10 protein-coding genes and 1 pseudogene are annotated in these 18513 nt (G+C 34.0%); all 11 read right to left on the bottom strand.

Going from position 1 to position 18513, the window contains the following annotated elements:
* Nucleotides 1-43 precede the first annotated feature (43 nt).
* The 11 genes and pseudogenes from Bccel_RS06750 to Bccel_RS06805 all read right to left on the bottom strand — a co-directional run bounded on the left by Bccel_RS06750 (nt 44) and on the right by Bccel_RS06805 (nt 18461).
* The gene (locus tag Bccel_RS06750) at nt 44-1741 is read right to left on the bottom strand and encodes an MASE3 domain-containing protein (protein WP_050753215.1); all 1698 of its coding nucleotides are present in this window, start codon (nt 1739-1741) and stop codon (nt 44-46) included.
* Nucleotides 1742-1899: 158 nt separating this feature from the next.
* Nucleotides 1900-2745: a putative bifunctional diguanylate cyclase/phosphodiesterase gene (locus Bccel_RS06755; protein ID WP_242853148.1), complete on the bottom strand. Its 846-nt coding sequence runs from the start codon at nt 2743-2745 to the stop codon at nt 1900-1902.
* Between the two features lie 9 nt (nt 2746-2754).
* Nucleotides 2755-4407, bottom strand: a pseudogene (locus Bccel_RS32300) (diguanylate cyclase domain-containing protein); the annotation flags it as partial.
* A 212-nt stretch (nt 4408-4619) separates the two neighbouring features.
* The gene (locus Bccel_RS06765; protein WP_036943762.1) at nt 4620-5507 is read right to left on the bottom strand and encodes a VOC family protein; all 888 of its coding nucleotides are present in this window, start codon (nt 5505-5507) and stop codon (nt 4620-4622) included.
* A 423-nt stretch (nt 5508-5930) separates the two neighbouring features.
* Nucleotides 5931-7649, bottom strand: a complete 1719-nt coding sequence (locus Bccel_RS31305; protein ID WP_242856994.1) for an FtsX-like permease family protein — start codon at nt 7647-7649, stop codon at nt 5931-5933.
* Nucleotides 7650-7680: 31 nt separating this feature from the next.
* Nucleotides 7681-8457 carry an ABC transporter ATP-binding protein gene (locus Bccel_RS06780; RefSeq protein ID WP_036943760.1) on the bottom strand — a complete coding sequence of 259 codons (777 nt, stop codon included), beginning with the start codon at nt 8455-8457 and terminating at the stop codon, nt 7681-7683.
* A gap of 98 nt (nt 8458-8555) precedes the next feature.
* Nucleotides 8556-10757 (bottom strand): FAD-dependent oxidoreductase, encoded by a 2202-nt coding sequence (locus Bccel_RS06785; RefSeq protein WP_050753218.1) that lies wholly within the window; start codon nt 10755-10757, stop codon nt 8556-8558.
* Nucleotides 10758-10838: 81 nt separating this feature from the next.
* Nucleotides 10839-11456 (bottom strand): hypothetical protein, encoded by a 618-nt coding sequence (locus tag Bccel_RS06790; RefSeq protein ID WP_152965948.1) that lies wholly within the window; start codon nt 11454-11456, stop codon nt 10839-10841.
* Nucleotides 11453-12832, bottom strand: a complete 1380-nt coding sequence (locus Bccel_RS06795) for an SH3 domain-containing protein (protein ID WP_036943756.1) — start codon at nt 12830-12832, stop codon at nt 11453-11455. The genes Bccel_RS06790 and Bccel_RS06795 overlap by 4 nt, the downstream gene beginning before the upstream one ends.
* Nucleotides 12833-12941: 109 nt before the next feature.
* Nucleotides 12942-15326, bottom strand: a complete 2385-nt coding sequence (locus Bccel_RS06800; protein ID WP_036943754.1) for a diguanylate cyclase — start codon at nt 15324-15326, stop codon at nt 12942-12944.
* 150 nt (nt 15327-15476) lie between these two features.
* On the bottom strand, nt 15477-18461 hold the full coding sequence (locus Bccel_RS06805) for a chitobiase/beta-hexosaminidase C-terminal domain-containing protein (RefSeq protein ID WP_036943752.1): 2985 nt from the start codon (nt 18459-18461) through the stop codon (nt 15477-15479).
* Nucleotides 18462-18513 lie beyond the last annotated feature (52 nt).

Below are 18513 nucleotides of genomic sequence, written 5' to 3' on the forward strand. Positions count from 1 at the left end.
GTAAAACGCCTTATATCGTGGTGTTTTGCTCTTTTACCATTTCCTAATTGACTTGCATAACCAAAAACGTAACATCGTCCTTTTGATGTCCATCACTGCAAATACCCTTTATGTTCCGGTCTATCTCCTCACATATCTCCTTACCCTCACAATCCGCTAGAAGCCGTTTCAAACGATCCTTTGTAAAAGCTTCACCAGTATGCTTATCATTTAACTCTATAAGTCCATCTGTGTAAAAAAACATCTTATCTCCACTTTCTAACTTAATTGTATTATCAATATAATCAGGCGAATAAATATTTATAAGATCGCAGATTGGGAGACCTTTAATATCCATTTCCATAATCTCACCATTTTTCTTCACTATAATTGGTTGGACATTCATACCTGCCGATGAATACTCAAGCTCCATCGTCTTCATATTATAAATGGCATATAGCAATAAAATGTACATCTCATCCTTAAAATTCACTTTATTATACAACTTATAAAGGTTTTCCAAAACTTCGGAGGGTTTAATAACTTCAAACCTGTTTCCTTCTAATTCTCTGATTGTTTTTATACTTTGGTTTAAAAAAATAGTAAGCATTGCAGCCGAAACCCCATGCCCTGAGACATCACCTATATACATTCCTATCCTATGATCATCAAGTCTTAATACATTATAAAAGTCACCGCTTACTGTTTCTGCCGGATAATATTTAGCATCGAATTTAACCTGCTCATTATTTGGTAATTTATGAGGAAGCATGCCTTTTTGAATATCCCTTGCATATTCAAGGTCCTCAAGCAGCTTTTTATTCATTTGATATAATTCTTTTGTTCGTTCATCAACAAGTTTATTTAAATTCCCGGCGTACACTTTTAACTTGTTTTTTGCTTTGTACAACGCCAGATAAGGCTTTTCAATGTTATTTATAAAGGCAACCCTAAAAACTATAAAGTAAGAAATAAACTTATAAACATGTCCTATATAGTTATATATATCATAGACAGAAGTATACATTACAAATGCCAGTTCACTAAAAATGCTTGCAGTAATTGCAATGGCAAACATATGGCTTGAATTGTCCTTCCTTCTAATATATTGCTGCAAAAACATAATCCCGGCAAAACACAAGCACAATATAACCATATATTCAAGCACCTTCTTCAGCCCCGTAACTCCTACCCCCTCGATATACATAGCCGGCAGAAAATATGGGAAATATGTTACGACAACCAAAATCACCATTGATAAAGATACTGTAAAAAACAGAAATACTCTTCGATTAACATTGGATTTTTTATTTCTTTTGATAAAGCTTCCAGCCGCAATTCCAATTGCTCCTATAAGTCTTGCAATTATCCAATATGTAGTAGCCCTGTCTGCAGTGCTGTTTTCAATTAAAAAATACGGCATACCTTTAAAACTAAGGGTATGAAATGTATCGATAATTCCCATAGTTAAAAAGACATTTGCAATAAATATGCCTCTTAAGCTGTGATTTTGCCTGTATGCATAATAGGATAGTATAAAAACACATAAGGAAACAAGTATGCTTATAAACTCAAATATGGTATGCCACGATAGATAAGATGAAACATTTATAGTCTTATCAAAAAAAGGCTCAAGAAGGTATATCTTTTCAAAAAGTACTGAGGAAAAAACAATAACTGCACCAAGCCAAACAAGCTGCTTGTATTCATATATGTATTTTAACAAATTCTTTACGCTTAAAACATTAAGTATTTTCGACAATTCCTAAAGCTCCCCATATTATAAGGCAAACATATACACTATTATATAATTCAAATGCAAGAATATATACCATGTCTTATTTATTTACTCTATTTTAATTTGTTGCAAGATAGATGTCAACAATATGGTAGGCCAATAGACCAATAATATTTCAAAGGTCAGTTGCGGATTTTAACCCGACTTTCTATAATTGTTGAATTGATCATGCGTTGACGCCATAACTGAGCAAATCTATCCGAATCCATAGGCTTTGCAAAAAAGTACCCTTGCATTTCATCACAATTATGCTGCTGTAAAAGTTTTCTTTCTGTCTCTGTCTCAATGCCTTCTGCAACAACTTTCAGATTCATACCATGAGCAAGTTCAATAATTGCCCTTACGATAGATATATTGTTCCGGTCTGTTCCTATGTTCTGGACAAAGGATCTATCTATCTTTACTACATTGACAGAGAAATTTCTGAGCTGACTAAGTGAGGAATAACCTGTACCAAAATCATCTATGGATACTGTAACTCCCATTGCTCTTATACCGTTTATGACAGTATTAACATAGTCTGGATCCTTAATCATAAATCCTTCAGTAATTTTAAGCTCCAAATACTGTGGCGTAAGCTCGGTCTCTTCCAATATCGTTCGAATCTCTTCTGTCAAGCTTTCGCTGTAAAATTGCCTTGCCGATAAGTTGACGGCAATTCTAACCTTTTGAAATCCTTCATCCTGCCATTTCTTATTCTGCCGGCAAGCCTCCCTCAGAACCCATTGTCCTATAGGTATAATGAGACCGGATTGCTCGGCAATAGGGATGAATTGTGTAGGGGAAATCAACCCCCTTTCCGGGTGATTCCACCGCAACAGTGCCTCAATTCCGAGTATTTCAGATGTAATCCCCTCAACTATTGGTTGATAGTGGAGGGTTAGCTGGTTCAAATCCAAGGCTTTATGAAGCTGATGTTCTATCCAAATTTGTTCCGACAGTTTGCTTTGAAGTGACTCAGTATACATAGCATATGTGTTTCGTCCCTCTTCCTTTGCAATGTACATTGATGCATCAGCAAGCCTCATAAGTGTTTCGGGGTTATCTCCATGCTGGGGATATAGTGCAACCCCGATGCTTGATGTGATGTGCAGCTCATGCTGGCCGATGTACACCGGTTGACGGATCAAGCTCAAAATATGCTGAGCTATTTGCTCTGCAGACTTGTGATCGGTTCCATACGCAATTGCAACAAACTCATCTCCGCTAACCCGAAAGATTCGAATACATTCCGATTCAATTTTCCTAAGGCGTGCAGCAATTTCTTGTAGAAGCTGATCTCCCACGGCGTGTCCAAGGGAGTCATTTACTTATTTAAATCGATCCAGATCAAAAAACATCAACGCTAAATTTCTACCTGCATACTGGCTGCCAAACATTTTAATCAGCTCGTCCTGCATCGATAATCTATTAGGCAGACCGGTAAGTGAGTCGTAGTATGCCAGATGATGTGTTCGATGAAACATACCTTCCAGGTTATCAGTCACGGTTTTGAAGTTGTTTACCAGCGTGTCAATCTCAATAATACTGCTTTTATACCATTCAATCCCATTTCCGTCGGCCAGTCGAGTAGGAATCCCTGTTGTAGTTTCAGCCAGCTTCTCTAAAAGTTTAAAGAAGATACGATTATAAAGGACACTAAGTATAAGCATAGCAAAACAAAACAACATATATACCCATAGTTGATAAATATAAGCACTCAACAAATTTGACAGAAAGGGTGCAAATGGTGTCATCATGACAGTTTTTAGCTTCAAAAGCGGCAGTTCCTTTTCTCTAATTATATATGCATAACTCCACTTTTCCAGCTCGCTGCCAAATTCCTTATTAGGCACCCAATAGTAAATATTTGCAAATCTATCAGCAATACTGTCGCCCATATACCAGATAAAAGTTCCTCCAATTGTAACAGATGAATTTGATGCCATAACTATATTATTGTAGTTGGTAACCACAATTTCGGTACCGGTGTCTGCAAAAATGTTCTGCAGCTCCTGATTTAATCTGGCAACCTGCACGATGCCTTGCTGTTTTAATGCAAAGAGATCGTTTTCTGTTTGATTGTGGAGATAACTTTCTATCGTCTGAAGCTGGGAAACGAATGTATTGTGGACTAGATCTTCCATGCGTTTTGTGCTGTTATAGCCAGCTATGCTCATATATAAAAGATAAGGAATTGTAATAGCAGAAAGTGAAGTATTTATCATAATGCGGTTGAAATGAAAGCCTATTGATACTTTTCCATCGGCACCGAGTCTTTTGAGGGGGCTATATGTAAATAAAACATCAACTAGTAGACAGCTTAATAAAGCAATGGTAATTTCTTTCTGAATATGGAAAACCACTATTTGATTAATATTGCCATATGTAATTGTGGCTAAAAGAGCCATAATCGGCCCGCCAGCCAATAGCCAGAATAACAGTGTACTGGTAATAAGTCCGTCATGCCTTATTCGCATTCTCCAGGCTATGAATGTAATTGCAGCAATAGAGACCACAGCCGATTGCTGTTCAGTTACACCAAGTACAACAGAAGTTCCGTAAACAAATATTGCAGCTATGGCTGATTCCTTTAATCCGTACAGGCAAACGACTATTAGCAGAGAAACTGAAGCAATGGAAAATTGCATACCGGGAAAAAAACAATTGGCTGCAAGATAAAAAACAAGGAAAGTGCTGCAAGAGCCATAAATATTAAAATACTTGTTGGAGACCGGGACGTAATAGTTTTAATCGGCATAAAACAATAGCTACCTCCAAAAACTTAGGCATACTTTGAAAGGAATTCTTCTATAAGTATTTCTACAAAATGCGACAAAATTCCTCCTTTTTCTAATTCCTTTTATCCAATTCCTAAACGTGCTTTTTCCAATGCCTCCAAATCAAATTTTTTCATTTTTAAGAAAGCTTCAGTAACTCGTTGTATCTCATCCCTTGATCCGCTAAATAGTATATCATCCATGTTCTCAGGAACAATCTGCCATGAAACTCCAAATTTGTCTTTAACCCATCCGCATTGCTCTGCCTCAGGTATTGCAGAAAGCTTGTCCCAGAAGTAATCAATTTCCTTTTGATCTTTACATTTTACTATTAATGAAAATGCCTCATTAAAGCTAAAATTAGCATTGAATGCATTATCCATTGCTGAGAAATTCATATCTATAAGTTTAAAAGCAGCATAATTGACTTTCGCATTTGCTGCCTCTGCTTCCCCTACCACATATCTGCTGATTACTCCTGTTTCTGAAGGCTTAAACACTTCAGAATAATAATTTACTGCTTCTTCTGCTTTACCACATACATCATTTGAAAAAAGAAAGTTTGGAGTAATCTTTTGAACTGCTTGTCCACTGTCAACTAGCATCAGCTGCCATGACAAGCCATATCGATCCTGAATCCAGCCATACCTCTTGCTAAAGGGATATTCACCAAGTGGCATCAATTCCGTTCCGTCTTCCGAAAATGCTTTCCATTTTTCATCAACTTCTTCTATCGAATAACAAGCTGTCATCAACGAAATTGATGGATTAAATTTAAAGTATGGACCTGCACTTATTGCGGAAAATCGCTGACCAGCCAACTCGAAATTCACAATCTCAGAATCCCCTGAAGGAGTATTTTCAATAACCGTTGTGTTTAATAGCTTAGATTGGTCAAATAAACTTATATAAAATAAAGCTGCTTCTTTAGCTTCCTTGTCATACCATAAATGAGGCACAATCTTTTGCATAGTAATTACCTCCTATTGAACTACTAATATTCTTACGTGCTATATTATGAGTATACCAATTATCATCATAATTTAAACATGAAGTAGCTTTAGTAATAGCCTTTTAATGGAAGAATTACATTATTTATTGCCGCCAGAAATAACAATGTTTTGCCCTGTTATAAAATTTGCATCATCAGATAATAAAAATTGTATCATTGGAACAATAACCAATATCCGAAATAATTCTTTTATAATATATATTAAAATATAACTTATACACCATTAAATGTACCAATAGTAAAACAAGCGATGTAATAATGGCAAATGAAACACCGGTATTTCCATACCCGTTTGAATTAAAGGTATTGTAACTAAATACAATGTTAGTTATTATGGCATATATTAAGGGTATGGAATAAATCACCAACATTTTTTGCGATATCATTTTCCTAATCTCTTTTCCTCTTGTTCCAATTCTGTAAAGACTATAATATTTCTTTTTTCATCTTTGTATTCCATCATTAATTTAAAATGAATCATAATTATAGCAGCAAAATATAAAAGACTACAAAAATATATTATATTAAAAATCAAAAAATTGGAACTTTTTAGTGCTGTATCATATGCCTCTATTCTTGAACTTACCTTATGAAAAGTGTCCCCTTTTTCAACAGTATTCTTTTCCGATAGTCTGTTTGATAATTTATTGACTATAACATTGGAATTACGCCAGTTACTGAAGTTATATAAATGCAATTTTCCTTCCAAATAATATTCAATTCCATTTGATTTAATCCAGTCAAAGTCAACTTTATCTGCCAATAAAATACTTTGTGATATTGAGTTTATCTGCCCGAATAAAGGATCAATAATCGTATCCTTAATAATGTATTTTTTTGCACCTTTATTAGAATTAATGCTTATACTTGATATGTTTGAATTAACATCTTCATGTTCATAACCATCATTCATATAGTATGGATGAACATATATCAATGAATTTGATTGAACTTTATAATTCTTTTTCAAAACTTTGTTTACATCATCAATGCAAAATATTGTTACAGCATTGCTTCTTATAAAGCTAACAGCATGATTTGAGATTATACTATTATTGTTATCCTGTGCTATGGACTCAACTTCACTATCTGTCAAAGGTTTAAATTCACTATCCCCTAAAGATTTAAAGTTGCCTTTTATTTCACTATAGGCCATATGAAAGGGATGATAGGCAATAGAGTTATTGATAAGATTAGGATAATTTACAAGGCTAAGCACAACAAAAAATAAGATTTGAAAAAACAGCCACGTGTTAGCAAAAAATATTTTTTTATTTTTACTATAATAATATTTTAAATCAGAAAATAAAAAAATGTTATTTATATATCTCTTATAACACTTATTTTGAAAATATTCAATTAATGCTTCTCCGTTAAAAAATATTAAAAATGAGCCCACTAGGCAAAAAAACATACTTAAGAGCCATATGTTGCTATTAGTGTGATAAAAAAGAATCATTGCAATAATCGCAGTAATTGTAAATATTATTCCGATATAACAGAATATAATGCTGCTATTACTTCTGATTTCAGTTTTTTCAGCATATTTTATTTTGGCATAAATGGTACTCTTAACCATACCATAAATATTTGCAATAATTGATATAATAAATATTACAAATACATATATAGTTGTTGTTATATATGATATTGCCGAAATAGTAATATCAATGTTATGAATTCCTATTACATCGCGGATAAAGGCCAAAAAGAATAAAGACAATAATGTTCCCGATATTAAACCAATTATTAAAGACACAAAACACATCAATAAATTCTCTACTAAAACACTTTTTCTAACCTCATTTTCTGTCATGCCAAGTGATAATAAAATGCCATAATCCTTTTGCCTGGCTTTTATGAAAACACTTTGTGAATAAGGAATGAATATGCCCATGAAGACCAGCACAAAAATCGTTGGTGCATGAATATTGCTTGATATCATAGGATCAACAATAGAAGGATTCATAAATTGCTTATTTGCCGATATAGATATAAAACTATACAAAATGGAAATAGAAGCTAAATTACAAAGAATAAATAACTTGTATTTCTTTACATCTGCTTTAAACATTTTAAATAAAATACTTCTAAATGTCATAATGCCATACTATTCCTTCCTAAAGCCTACTCTAATCGTCAATGTCCTCTTTAATTCTAACTGTATCAAAATCTTGGACTATCTCTAATATACTATTAAGAAATTTAACTTTATCCCCTTGTTTTCTAATTTCATTAATAATTGAACCGTCCTGTAAAAATACTACCTTATCACAATAACTGGCAGAAAACGGATCATGTGTTACCATAAGTATATTGGCATTATATTCATTATGCAGCAATTCAAAATATGATAGAACTTTTTTAGACGATCTTGAATCAAGATTTCCTGTTGGTTCATCTGCAAATATTATCTTAGGATTATTTATGATTGCTCGACAAATTGCCGCTCTTTGCTGTTGTCCGCCGGATATTTCATATGGGTACCTATCCAAAATTCCACTTATATCCATCATATTTGCAAGCTTATTAACAATGCCTTCCTCTAAAAGCTCATATTTTTTATCTAAAAGCAATGGAACCATAATATTTTCTTTTACAGATAAACTATTAAGCAAATTAAAGTCCTGGAACACCATACCGATATTACTTCTTCTAAACAGCGACAACTCGTTCCTATCCATTTCAGATATATTATTATCCAATATATTTATTTCGCCTTCATCACAGCTATCTATACCTGATGCTACGTTCAATAAAGTAGTTTTCCCACTTCCTGAAGTGCCCATAATACCAATAAACTCATTATTTCTTAAAGTTAAATTTATATTTTTTAACGCTGTAGTATTAACTTTTTTACTATTATTACTGTATTTCTTACATACATTTTTAATTTCCAATACATTCATAGCATCAAGTCCTCTACTCAAAAGATCCCGAACGTATATAATATTTTATAGTCCGGTATATGTAATAAATCCAGTATTATTTCAACAAATACGCCCTTTCAATTCAATATCTGCCCGCTCAGCAATAACTCCGCCTTTAACCTGTTATAGGGCACATTCTGTACTATGCAGGAACTCTCCTCTATTGCAATTTTAGCAGCTTCTACAGCCGACTCTGCCATAATCATAAAAGTTGGCTCCATTCTGATTGATCCATAGGCAGTATGTGAAGCTGAGATAGCCACAGGAACAATGAGATTTGTACATTCGCCCTTTCTAGGGATTATAGACCTGTAACTTATAGGCCAACTGGATTTGTTTGAATTATCTACAAAAATACATCCCTCATTTTGAATGTGCTTTATATATTTATAAGTATGTACATATCTCTGGATATTGTGTGAATCCATCGGGTATGAAGCCAGCCCAATGCTGTCCTCCGCCACTTTGGTGCCGATACAGTTATGTTCTGTCATAACATAATCCGAAACCATCCTTCGTGCTTCTCTTACATAAATCTGATAAGGCCAATTATTATTATCTTTAAATTCGTCTTTGGCAAGCCCATATTTTCTATAAAAATCCTTTATATAATCAGGCATTCTTGGGTCATCAGAGAATTGAAGCGTCCACAAAAAACCCCTCTGATAATCCTCATGCTTTTTCATTATGGATTCCCTTAATTCATAGCCTGCTTCAGGATATGAATGATTAAAACCAATATAATCAGTTGAAACCGGCCCGCAATTATTTGCATCAATTTTGCCATTGGGCAATCTGTCCAGGCAAAAAAATGTATTGTGTCCCTTATTAAATTTATTTTCACTGAGTCTCCCATCTTTCTCAGCTTCGATGTATCTGAACAAAAGCTCATAATCATCTTTATTATAATTTTCAGGCGGCTTTATATAATCCCTTATTCCATCATTATCTTCATCCTTGTAGTCAACCATATTGGATATTCTATCTGTAAGGCACATTCTGAAACAATAAGCCTGGATTCCCTTATCCCCTGCCCCTTCTTCAGCAGCCAGTTCCTTAATTCCGTTTATAAACCCGAGTCCCGGATTGTACTTGTCGATGTAAGGATCTATCCCAAGGGGAAGCTGCTGGCTGGAAAATGAGTTCCGGTACTGAATACCGTTATTTTCCTCATCATATACGCTGTTTCCTTCACGACCCACAGCATATGATACACCCGCCTTTGCCATCAAATCTCCCTCATAAGAGGCATCAATAAATATTTTACCTTTAATTATATGCCCGGATTCTGTTTTAATTGATTTTATACTTTTATTATGTACTTCGACTCCATTATTAAGGTTAAGTCTTTTTCCATAAAGCACCGGCACATTTTCTTCTTTAATCAGTTCATTAAATATGCTTTCTGCAACATATGGCTCAATAGTTTTATATTTTTTTATCCTGATGAGGTCTTTCTTTTCTGTATCATCATACCCGCCACCAGATTTAAATTTCTTAAAATAGTAGATTAAGCCCCTTAAATAATACTCCTTTGCCATACCTCCTATTGAATCATCATCTTTTACATCAGTTAAACTAAGTCCTGATGAACTCATTCCTCCAAGATGTATATCCTTCGATATAAGTATGACGGATAATCCAAGCCTTGCAGCTTTACATGCAGCTATAACTCCTGCCGATGTCCCTCCATAAACTACTGTATCATAAACATAATTTCCTGACTTTGTTTCGTTATCTTTTAAATCCAATTGATATGTACTCTCACCTATTTGATCGCCTGGCTGAAAATTACTTTTATTTTCTGCCAGAATAAATTCTCCCAATCTTGAAGTTTTAAAACTCAATGAATTATTATCTTTATCCAAATTAGTTTTTAGAACTTCAAACCTTTTAATTTCATCATCATATCTTAGTGCAATAACTTTTTCTAAATCAAAACCATCAATTTGAATAGGGTCGTACTTTATAGCTATACTTGCAGACTCATATTTTGCCGCACTATTTATATATAAAGGATCACCAATGTATTTTTCTATATTGTGAGGAATCCTGTTGAACCCGTATGCTTTTGATATTATACTGGTTGAATCAGTCCTTTCATCACAAACCATGTTTAGCTTTATATCGTCAATAAAATTTTGTGTACCGTATTCCTCCCAATTCTCCTCAATGCTGACATACCGTGCAGCTTCATTCCTTGATAAATCGTTTAAAAACAACAGAATTACCATTACAGCTAATGCCGCTACAGATACTATAACTACTCTTTTATTCATTTCTAATTACCTTTCACTGCCCATAAATTGCATAATTCACAATAGCATTATAGCACAAACTATATGAAAAGTGTATTAATCTTACAATTGGCAGCGACTTTTAAACTCTTCAATAAACCTGTCAATATTTTGCAGATCAAGTTCAAGGGGGCATACCCCTGGAATGGTAGGTAAAATATATTTTAACTCATCCATTAATTCTTTTTTGAGTCTTAACAATTTTTCATAATGGCTAAAATCCTCACCCGACTTCATAGCTTTTATACATTCAATCCCAAGCTCATGCTCCCAGCTTATCAATTTTTCTTTAATAAATCGATTTTCTATATTGGTGTTTGAAATGGATTCATTAAGTTCTTTAATTTTGTTTTTTAGATGCTTTTTTGTAAGATAAAGCTTTATAGGAAATGTGAGTTTTTTTGTTTCCTTTGTGTCCTTTTTAAAGCTGAACCAGTCATTTACGAGAGCTGTTACTTCCAACTTCAGCTTTTTTATCTTACCATTGTTTGAAGTGTAATTATCAATATCTGATTGTACTAAATGTAAATTGTTATTAAAATACTCTTTATAAAAGGTATTTGAGTTCTTTTCCATATCCAACGCAATTTCAGATAGTCCTTTTAAAACTTCCTGCAATTCCAATAAAAGTTCCAAGGCTAGTTCAGACCTTTCACACTTTTGCTTTAGATCCCTCATCATTTGTCACTCCCTACTTCTTTAAGGTATTTTGATGATGCCCACCCTTCTTTTCCGTCCAGAGCCTTCACCAAGTACCACTTAACTCCATTTTTATCAGAATGGTTTATATTTAGGTATATCACTGTGGAATTATATTTAAGTAAACCTATGGCAGGTTTCTTCGAAGCGGAGTCAGGACTTTCCCTTAAATAAAGCCCTTTATTTGCTGTTACAATGAATTTTAGCTGCTTGCTTTCGGACTTTATAATGGGAGCGTTATTGGTTTCTGATGTGGTTTGAGGCAAACTGCTCATTTCTTTATTATCAAATACTTTTAAGATATTCTCGGTTTCAAGAACTAATTTATCAATAACCGATCTGGTGTATTTTATGGCTTGGGTCTGTGTTTGTCTAATATCCATGCCTGTATATTTATAGACAAGATTTCTCCCTGGATTTGTATAAGTACATGACAAATATGCCAATAGTAATATAGTAAATACTGATTTCTTGTATCTTAGAACCAGCCGCAGAGGTGTTAAAATCACATACGCCGCTTTAAATACAGCTTTTTTTAGTGATTCTGAAAATGTTACATTTTCTTCCTCGAAAATCGACCTGTATGGTGTTTTTGTATCATTGCTATCAAGTAGATTCCTGGAATACTCCCTTTTAATATTCTTCCTATCTTGTTTAATCAGCTTTTTATCATTAATTTTGCTTGCTATAGATTTATATAAACCTTTTAATCCTTTAAAAACAGTCTTTGCAGGCAATAGTACCAAAATTGGCACAATAAAAACAATAAATTTTCTTAAATTCCTAAGAACAATACCAGGTAACTTCATCCAGTTATTCTCGATACTGCAAATTAGCCCTTCCAGTAATTCAAAAAACCATTCCTTTGTGGAAAAGCTGAAATCAAGCTCCAAGTCTTCACTTTGCCTTAAATTATCGGTATCTGAATCAAGCTCAGCCTTTAAAAAATTTTCACTGAACTCAAATTTTAATGCATTTGACCAGTTGTCATAAATCGAAAACCTCATAATATCAATTGATTTCTCATCACCGTAATATTTATTAAGAAGCTTATGGTTTATATAAATGTCCATTCCCCATTTGCTGCTGATTGATTTAATTGTCCATGCTGCTAATTCCTTATTCATTTGACTTTCCAGCAAATCATCCATTACTTCCATAAGAACACTAATGGAATCCTTGAGTTTAAGGTCATTAATTCTTAATATTGCCAATCGCCTTATGAACTCGTTGGAATTTTTCAAATAAAAAGAAAGTTCTTTTGTATTTGTCAACTTATTAATTGTTGTTCCGGTTTCCCTTTCAAGTCTATACCAATCGGGATATTGAAGAAAATCAGGTTTTATAGAACACATCATAAAAAATACCTCTCTATTTCAATGATATCATTCTTTGACGAGAGGTTATGTAGTGTATTGAGGCAAAAAGGATAGTTTTTTGGATTCATTTTTTAATAGGTACTTTGTACTATTTGACAAGACTCTTCTTATACTGCTTGGCCTTATAAAGAGCTTCATCTGCCAGTTTAATAAGAGTTTCAAATTCAGTATTTATTTGGGGATCATAATAGGCTGAACCTACACTGCCGGAAATTATGTATGGAAGATTATTATTTTTATTATATTGATCGCTATTATTTTGTATACGTTCCAATATGGCATTTACATCATCAGGACATGCTCCAATTGCAATAATTATAAACTCATCTCCCCCAAACCGTGATATAATATCCAAATCCCTGAAAGACTTGTTTAATATACCGGCAAATCCTTTTATAGCTTCATCTCCAGCAGAATGGCCATATTTATCATTTATTTGCTTCAATCCGTCTAAATCTGCATAGAACAATAAAAATCCGCTTTTTGAATTTTTAAGCTTATTATATTGCTCATAACCCAGCTTCATAAATCCACGTCTATTATATAGTCCTGTCAGTTCATCCCTTATAGACTGGTTATGCAATTGATTGTTGTACTGCTCCAACTCTTCCAGGATTTTACGAAGCTTAAATTCTGCATCACTTCGTCTGTCTATCTCCGCTTTTAGCTGATCATTAATAATAGATAATTCTTTAGTCCGTTCAACTACGAGCTTTTCCAATTCATTTGATTGATTTTTAATCCGTTCTACCATCAATGCACTGTTTAAAGCAATACTAAGCCGGTTTCTGATAATTTCAAAAGCCCTGTTAACCATTTTATCAAAGCCTAATATACATGTCCCAATCTGATACTGGCCAAAATGAAGTGATTGGACAACAATATTGAATTTTTTTGAGCATAGCTCCTCTATAAATTCATCCGGCAACATTTTTTTAGTTTCGTAACGTATGCCATTTTCCTTAGTATCAAACTTTTTATCTTTTCTTGAAGCATGGATCAGTATTGAGTAATCCATAGGCTTTTGGGAATCTTCATACAAAGAGATATAACATCTGTTAATATCATAATTGTAAATGTGCTTCTCTATAAGATTCATTTGTTCATGGGTATCCATATTGGATATCAAGCTTTCATCAAGCATTATAAGATCGCTAAACTGATCCTGGGACAAAATAGAGAAGGAACTGCCGCCCCTTCTAATTCCTTCGCTTACTAGAATATGTGCAGCTTGAAAGAGGTTTTCCAACATTACGCCATATTTTTTCTTATCTATATATTCAATAATAAATTTTCTTAAAATGGATATTATATCATGCAGAAAAAAGATATTTATCCTGTTATTTGTACAAAACAAAAGTAAGTTGTTCCACTTATGTAAAAATTCATTCTTTTGGCCATTATCAATCTCTGCAAAAAAAGCACCTATTACATCTTCCTCATATTCAAGAAGCTCATCAAGAAAACTTGAATCAAACAGTTCAATCGATTCATTTATAGCTTTCATATAACTAATAACAATAGTTTTAAATTGGTTAAACTCAATATTATTGCACTCATCCTCTATATACTCTTTTGCAAGCAAAGTATTCCTTACCACGCCCGGTATGCATCTGCACGAAGATCTCAAAACCATTTCGCTTGGAAGCATAACATTTTTTTCTACTTTTTCCCCATTAATTGCTTTTTGAAGAATAACCGCAGCATTCTTTCCCAAGTCATAGCATGGCTGGTTTACTGTTGTCAATATATTTCCTCTGTTTATATCTACATTATCAAATCCTGTAACAGGTACTTCATGTAGTGAACTCCTAATATGCTTATTTAACTCTTCTATTGCACCAACTGCCATAATATCGTTTGCCGCAACAATTGCATCAAATTCAATATTTTTTTCTATAAGACTCCTGATAGCCTCCACGCCCGATGTAATCAAAAAATTTCCTTTACAAATCAATTCATCATACACCGGAATATTATGACTCTTTAACGAGTCGCAAAAAGCATCAAACCGTACTTGGGATTCCAAACTATCTTCTGGGCCCTTTATAAACGCAAGACGTTTACACCCATGTTCCTCTAAAAGGTGATCTACAACCTGCTTCATTCCGGTACTATTATCTACCGATACCGAATAGTAATTCTCAAAGCTTTGACCGATTGTAACTATCGGAATGTTTTTAACTTTAACAAGTTTACCGATAATATCGGCTGAGAATGTTTCAAGTGCGGAAGATAACAAAATTAATCCATCTACCTTATCTTCATCTATGTATTCATATATTATATTTCTACTATTTTCCCAGTCCTCATACGGGTGCAGCTTACCAACTACAAAACAAATTAAATTAATATCATTTTCCTCTGTAAACTCAGTAATTCCAGATAAAATCATAGACTGGTAATAGCCGAAATCAGCCCAACTGATAATAGTATCCATTACAAATCCAAAAGTAAGTCTTTTACCCTTCATATAATCCACCCTGAATACATTATTTAATAACTTGCCAATATAGCTGTGTATTAATAAATATCGGTATTTTTTAAAATAACTTTAAGGGGGTTAAAAGTAGGAACAAAACCGCTTGCGATTTTGTTCCTTAATTGTATATTACGATAAATTTTACAAACTCATCTCTTTTGGGAAAAAAGTTCTCTTTCCTTGCAAGTACTGGTTCATATAAGCCAAATCTATACTGTTAATATATCCATTTCCATCCAAATCAGCCACCCATATCGGATCATCAACCGGGAACTTTATTTTACTGTTTTGCAAATGAGATCTCAGCAGTTCAAAATCATTGCTGTTTATAAATCCATCTCCATTTACATCTCCTACTCTAAGTGCCAATGTATATGATGCACTTGAAACATAAGAATCTGTCATGCCGGTTTTAGAAGCATATGCCTTTATAGTTTTTGTACCTGCAACTGTTATAGGTCCTGTGTAAACAGCTGAAGTTGAAGTAGGTGTTGTGCCATCAGTTGTATATCTAATAGTGGCACCATTTGTTATGCAGTTTATTGACACAGTTTGAATTGAATTATATGTACCGCCAGTGGGACTGAAAACTGGTTTAGGTATTACAGGCACTGGGTTAAATTCCAGCACACCATTGCAGTCTTTAGGAAAAACATATACTTTTCCATTAGCCGCTTCAGCATTGAAAGCCTCTACATATTCAGGAACATCTTCTTTTTGCTCCCAAGTATTTCCGTAAGGATTAAATTCATATACATAGTTGATCCAAAGTTTGCTTGCAAGTAAATATATTTTGTTATTTAGACTTATAATTTTATAATCATCAAACATCAAAATACTATCCGGCAATGCACTTAACACCTGTGTCGTCTTAGTGGTAGTATCTGCTGGATTGTACATTTCTACAGTTTCCACATCGCTGCCATTTGTTCTTCCACCCATTATATATATTTTTCCCTCTATAGAAGCTGAAACAGCAGCAGATACCGGTTGCTGCAAATATGCTACCGGTGCTTCGGTCCAGTTATTACTTTGAGCACTATACTCAAAAATCGTATTTAATGATTTACCGCTAATATCGCCTCCGATAATATATATCTTTCCATTACCAGGTGCTATAACGGAATAAAGGTTATCAGGCCCGGAATCCGGCAGCATAACAATATCCCAATCACTACTATTTTTCACCATACTACATACATATGCAGCCTCACCCGAGAAAATATACAATTTGCCATTACATACTACAGACTGTTCGCTTCTTCCAAAACTTTTTGGCATATATCTAAAAACACTCCACTGCTCAGTCAGGGGGTTGTATTCCAGCAATGCTCCATCTTTCCCGCTAGTACCATTGTTGTTATTAGCAATAGCATAAAGTCTTCCGTTGAAATTTACCACTCCTCCCCCGATATATGAAACACCAAGATTTGTATTAATACCGTTTTTAATGTTCCATTGATATCCAGGCAATTCTGAAGTTCCTGGTTTATATTGAATACATAAGGTTACTGAGTTTGAGCCAGGTGTATCATTAACAGTAAGGTTCATGGCTGTATCTGAATATTTAACCAATGCCCCTGTATTTGGGTCAAATAAATTAAAGCTGTTTATAGTAGCTTTAATTCCATCCGGGTCTATATCCGTTATTTTTATATACCATTTCTTAGGTGTAAGCACAAGGTCATTTCCATAGAAAAATTTAGTATAATCCAGCATTATTGAACCTGAAAAACTATATTCCTCGGAATTTTGATTAATTATGCTAGGCTTCAGTGTTTTAGTCGGACTTGATTCATAAATCTCTGAATAACCCAATTCATACCTAAGCTGGTTCCTTTTTAGGTGCGTAAAATTTATCTCTGCCATTAATGATGCTGTATATGAAGGTTTAAATGTAATCCAGTCTGCACTACGTAATGCTGGATTTCTAACATTTACTCCTTTTGGTCCATCATTTACAGCTGATACTTTATTTATTGCATCATAGCAAAGCCATACAAAACCATCACCTCTGCCTGAGTATGATCCGTCATCCATTTGCGGCTCCCATTTATCACCCCATGAATTTGCTATTTTAAATGCACCCTTTTCACCTTCATCCGGTTCTGATTTGCCATTATTGTTTATATCAACCCAAATACTATCATCGTACCCTACAATGGTCATGAAATGCCCGCCAAACTCTCCACAATGATCATCTTCCATATAGCAGGCAGCCCTTCCTATAATACTAGAATCAGAAGCACCCTTAATGGGTTTATAGTTCCAGTCGTTGATAGTTGAACAGAATGTAAGAACATATCCATTGTTGAGAAGCTGTTTTATATTATTTAGTGTATCATCATTTTGGTTTTGAACAGGTGTATCTGTTCCATCCCCTACTTCTACGCTACCCATCTTATCCGGTATAAAATTCCTGGCATTTTTCCATGTGTTAGGATCAGTAGGCCATTTTGTATAGTCTTCATCGAATGGGAAATCCCCCCACAGTGCAATCCCTTGTTCAAAATAAACTTTATATGGAGAACTGGTACCACTATCTGATCCTCCATTTAATAAGTTGTATGACCATTGTGGAGAAAATTTTTTTGAATCGTTTGTGTCTGCTTTAACATTCCAGTCTCTTGCCATGGCATTCATATGTGTTGCCTGATAATAAGTTTGTGCAAAAACACCGCATGATTGAGTACTGCCTTGGTTTCTTATAGGGGGAAAGTACTTTAGTTCTGAATTGTCAACAGCAGTCAATAAAGATAATTGATTGGTTTGGGTAATTGAAAAGCTTGCAGCAGTTGAGACTGCTCCAATATTTACAGGTAAACCCTCTGCTATAACCTCTTCACCTATTGGAGCAGCCATATTAAGATCAAGTTTCTCCAATCCTTTTTCTAAACGTATTTCATTAGTCCTTTCCAATGCTATTTTGTTAGGAAGTACCCCTTTTACTTTAATTTCATGCTCATTCATCCACCTTTTATCTTCCTCTGAAGGCTGTTTTAAACCGGTTACTTGCTTATCAGCTTCCTTTTCACGTTTACTCACTTGTGCAAATGTTGATTGAAAGCTTAATAATAAAATGGAAAAAATTAAAAATAATACAAATGCTTTTTTCGAAATTTTCATTTTTTACTCCTCCCTCTTATAAATAATTTTATTTTAATTATAATTGAAAGGA

The sequence above is a fragment of the Pseudobacteroides cellulosolvens ATCC 35603 = DSM 2933 genome (assembly GCF_001262605.1).
In the GTDB taxonomy this organism is placed as follows: Bacteria; Bacillota; Clostridia; order Acetivibrionales; family DSM-2933; genus Pseudobacteroides; species Pseudobacteroides cellulosolvens.

What these genes read in the sequence shown, in the direction of transcription:
- Bccel_RS06755 (WP_242853148.1), bottom strand. Translation starts at nt 2,745, where the DNA reads ATGTATACTGAGTCACTTCAAAGCAAACTGTCGGAACAAATTTGGATA.
- Bccel_RS06765 (WP_036943762.1), bottom strand. Translation starts at nt 5,507, where the DNA reads ATGCAAAAGATTGTGCCTCATTTATGGTATGACAAGGAAGCTAAAGAA.
- Bccel_RS31305 (WP_242856994.1), bottom strand. Translation starts at nt 7,649, where the DNA reads ATGACATTTAGAAGTATTTTATTTAAAATGTTTAAAGCAGATGTAAAG.
- Bccel_RS06780 (WP_036943760.1), bottom strand. Translation starts at nt 8,457, where the DNA reads ATGAATGTATTGGAAATTAAAAATGTATGTAAGAAATACAGTAATAAT.
- Bccel_RS06785 (WP_050753218.1), bottom strand. Translation starts at nt 10,757, where the DNA reads ATGAATAAAAGAGTAGTTATAGTATCTGTAGCGGCATTAGCTGTAATG.
- Bccel_RS06790 (WP_152965948.1), bottom strand. Translation starts at nt 11,456, where the DNA reads ATGATGAGGGATCTAAAGCAAAAGTGTGAAAGGTCTGAACTAGCCTTG.
- Bccel_RS06795 (WP_036943756.1), bottom strand. Translation starts at nt 12,832, where the DNA reads ATGATGTGTTCTATAAAACCTGATTTTCTTCAATATCCCGATTGGTAT.
- Bccel_RS06800 (WP_036943754.1), bottom strand. Translation starts at nt 15,326, where the DNA reads ATGAAGGGTAAAAGACTTACTTTTGGATTTGTAATGGATACTATTATC.
- Bccel_RS06805 (WP_036943752.1), bottom strand. Translation starts at nt 18,461, where the DNA reads ATGAAAATTTCGAAAAAAGCATTTGTATTATTTTTAATTTTTTCCATT.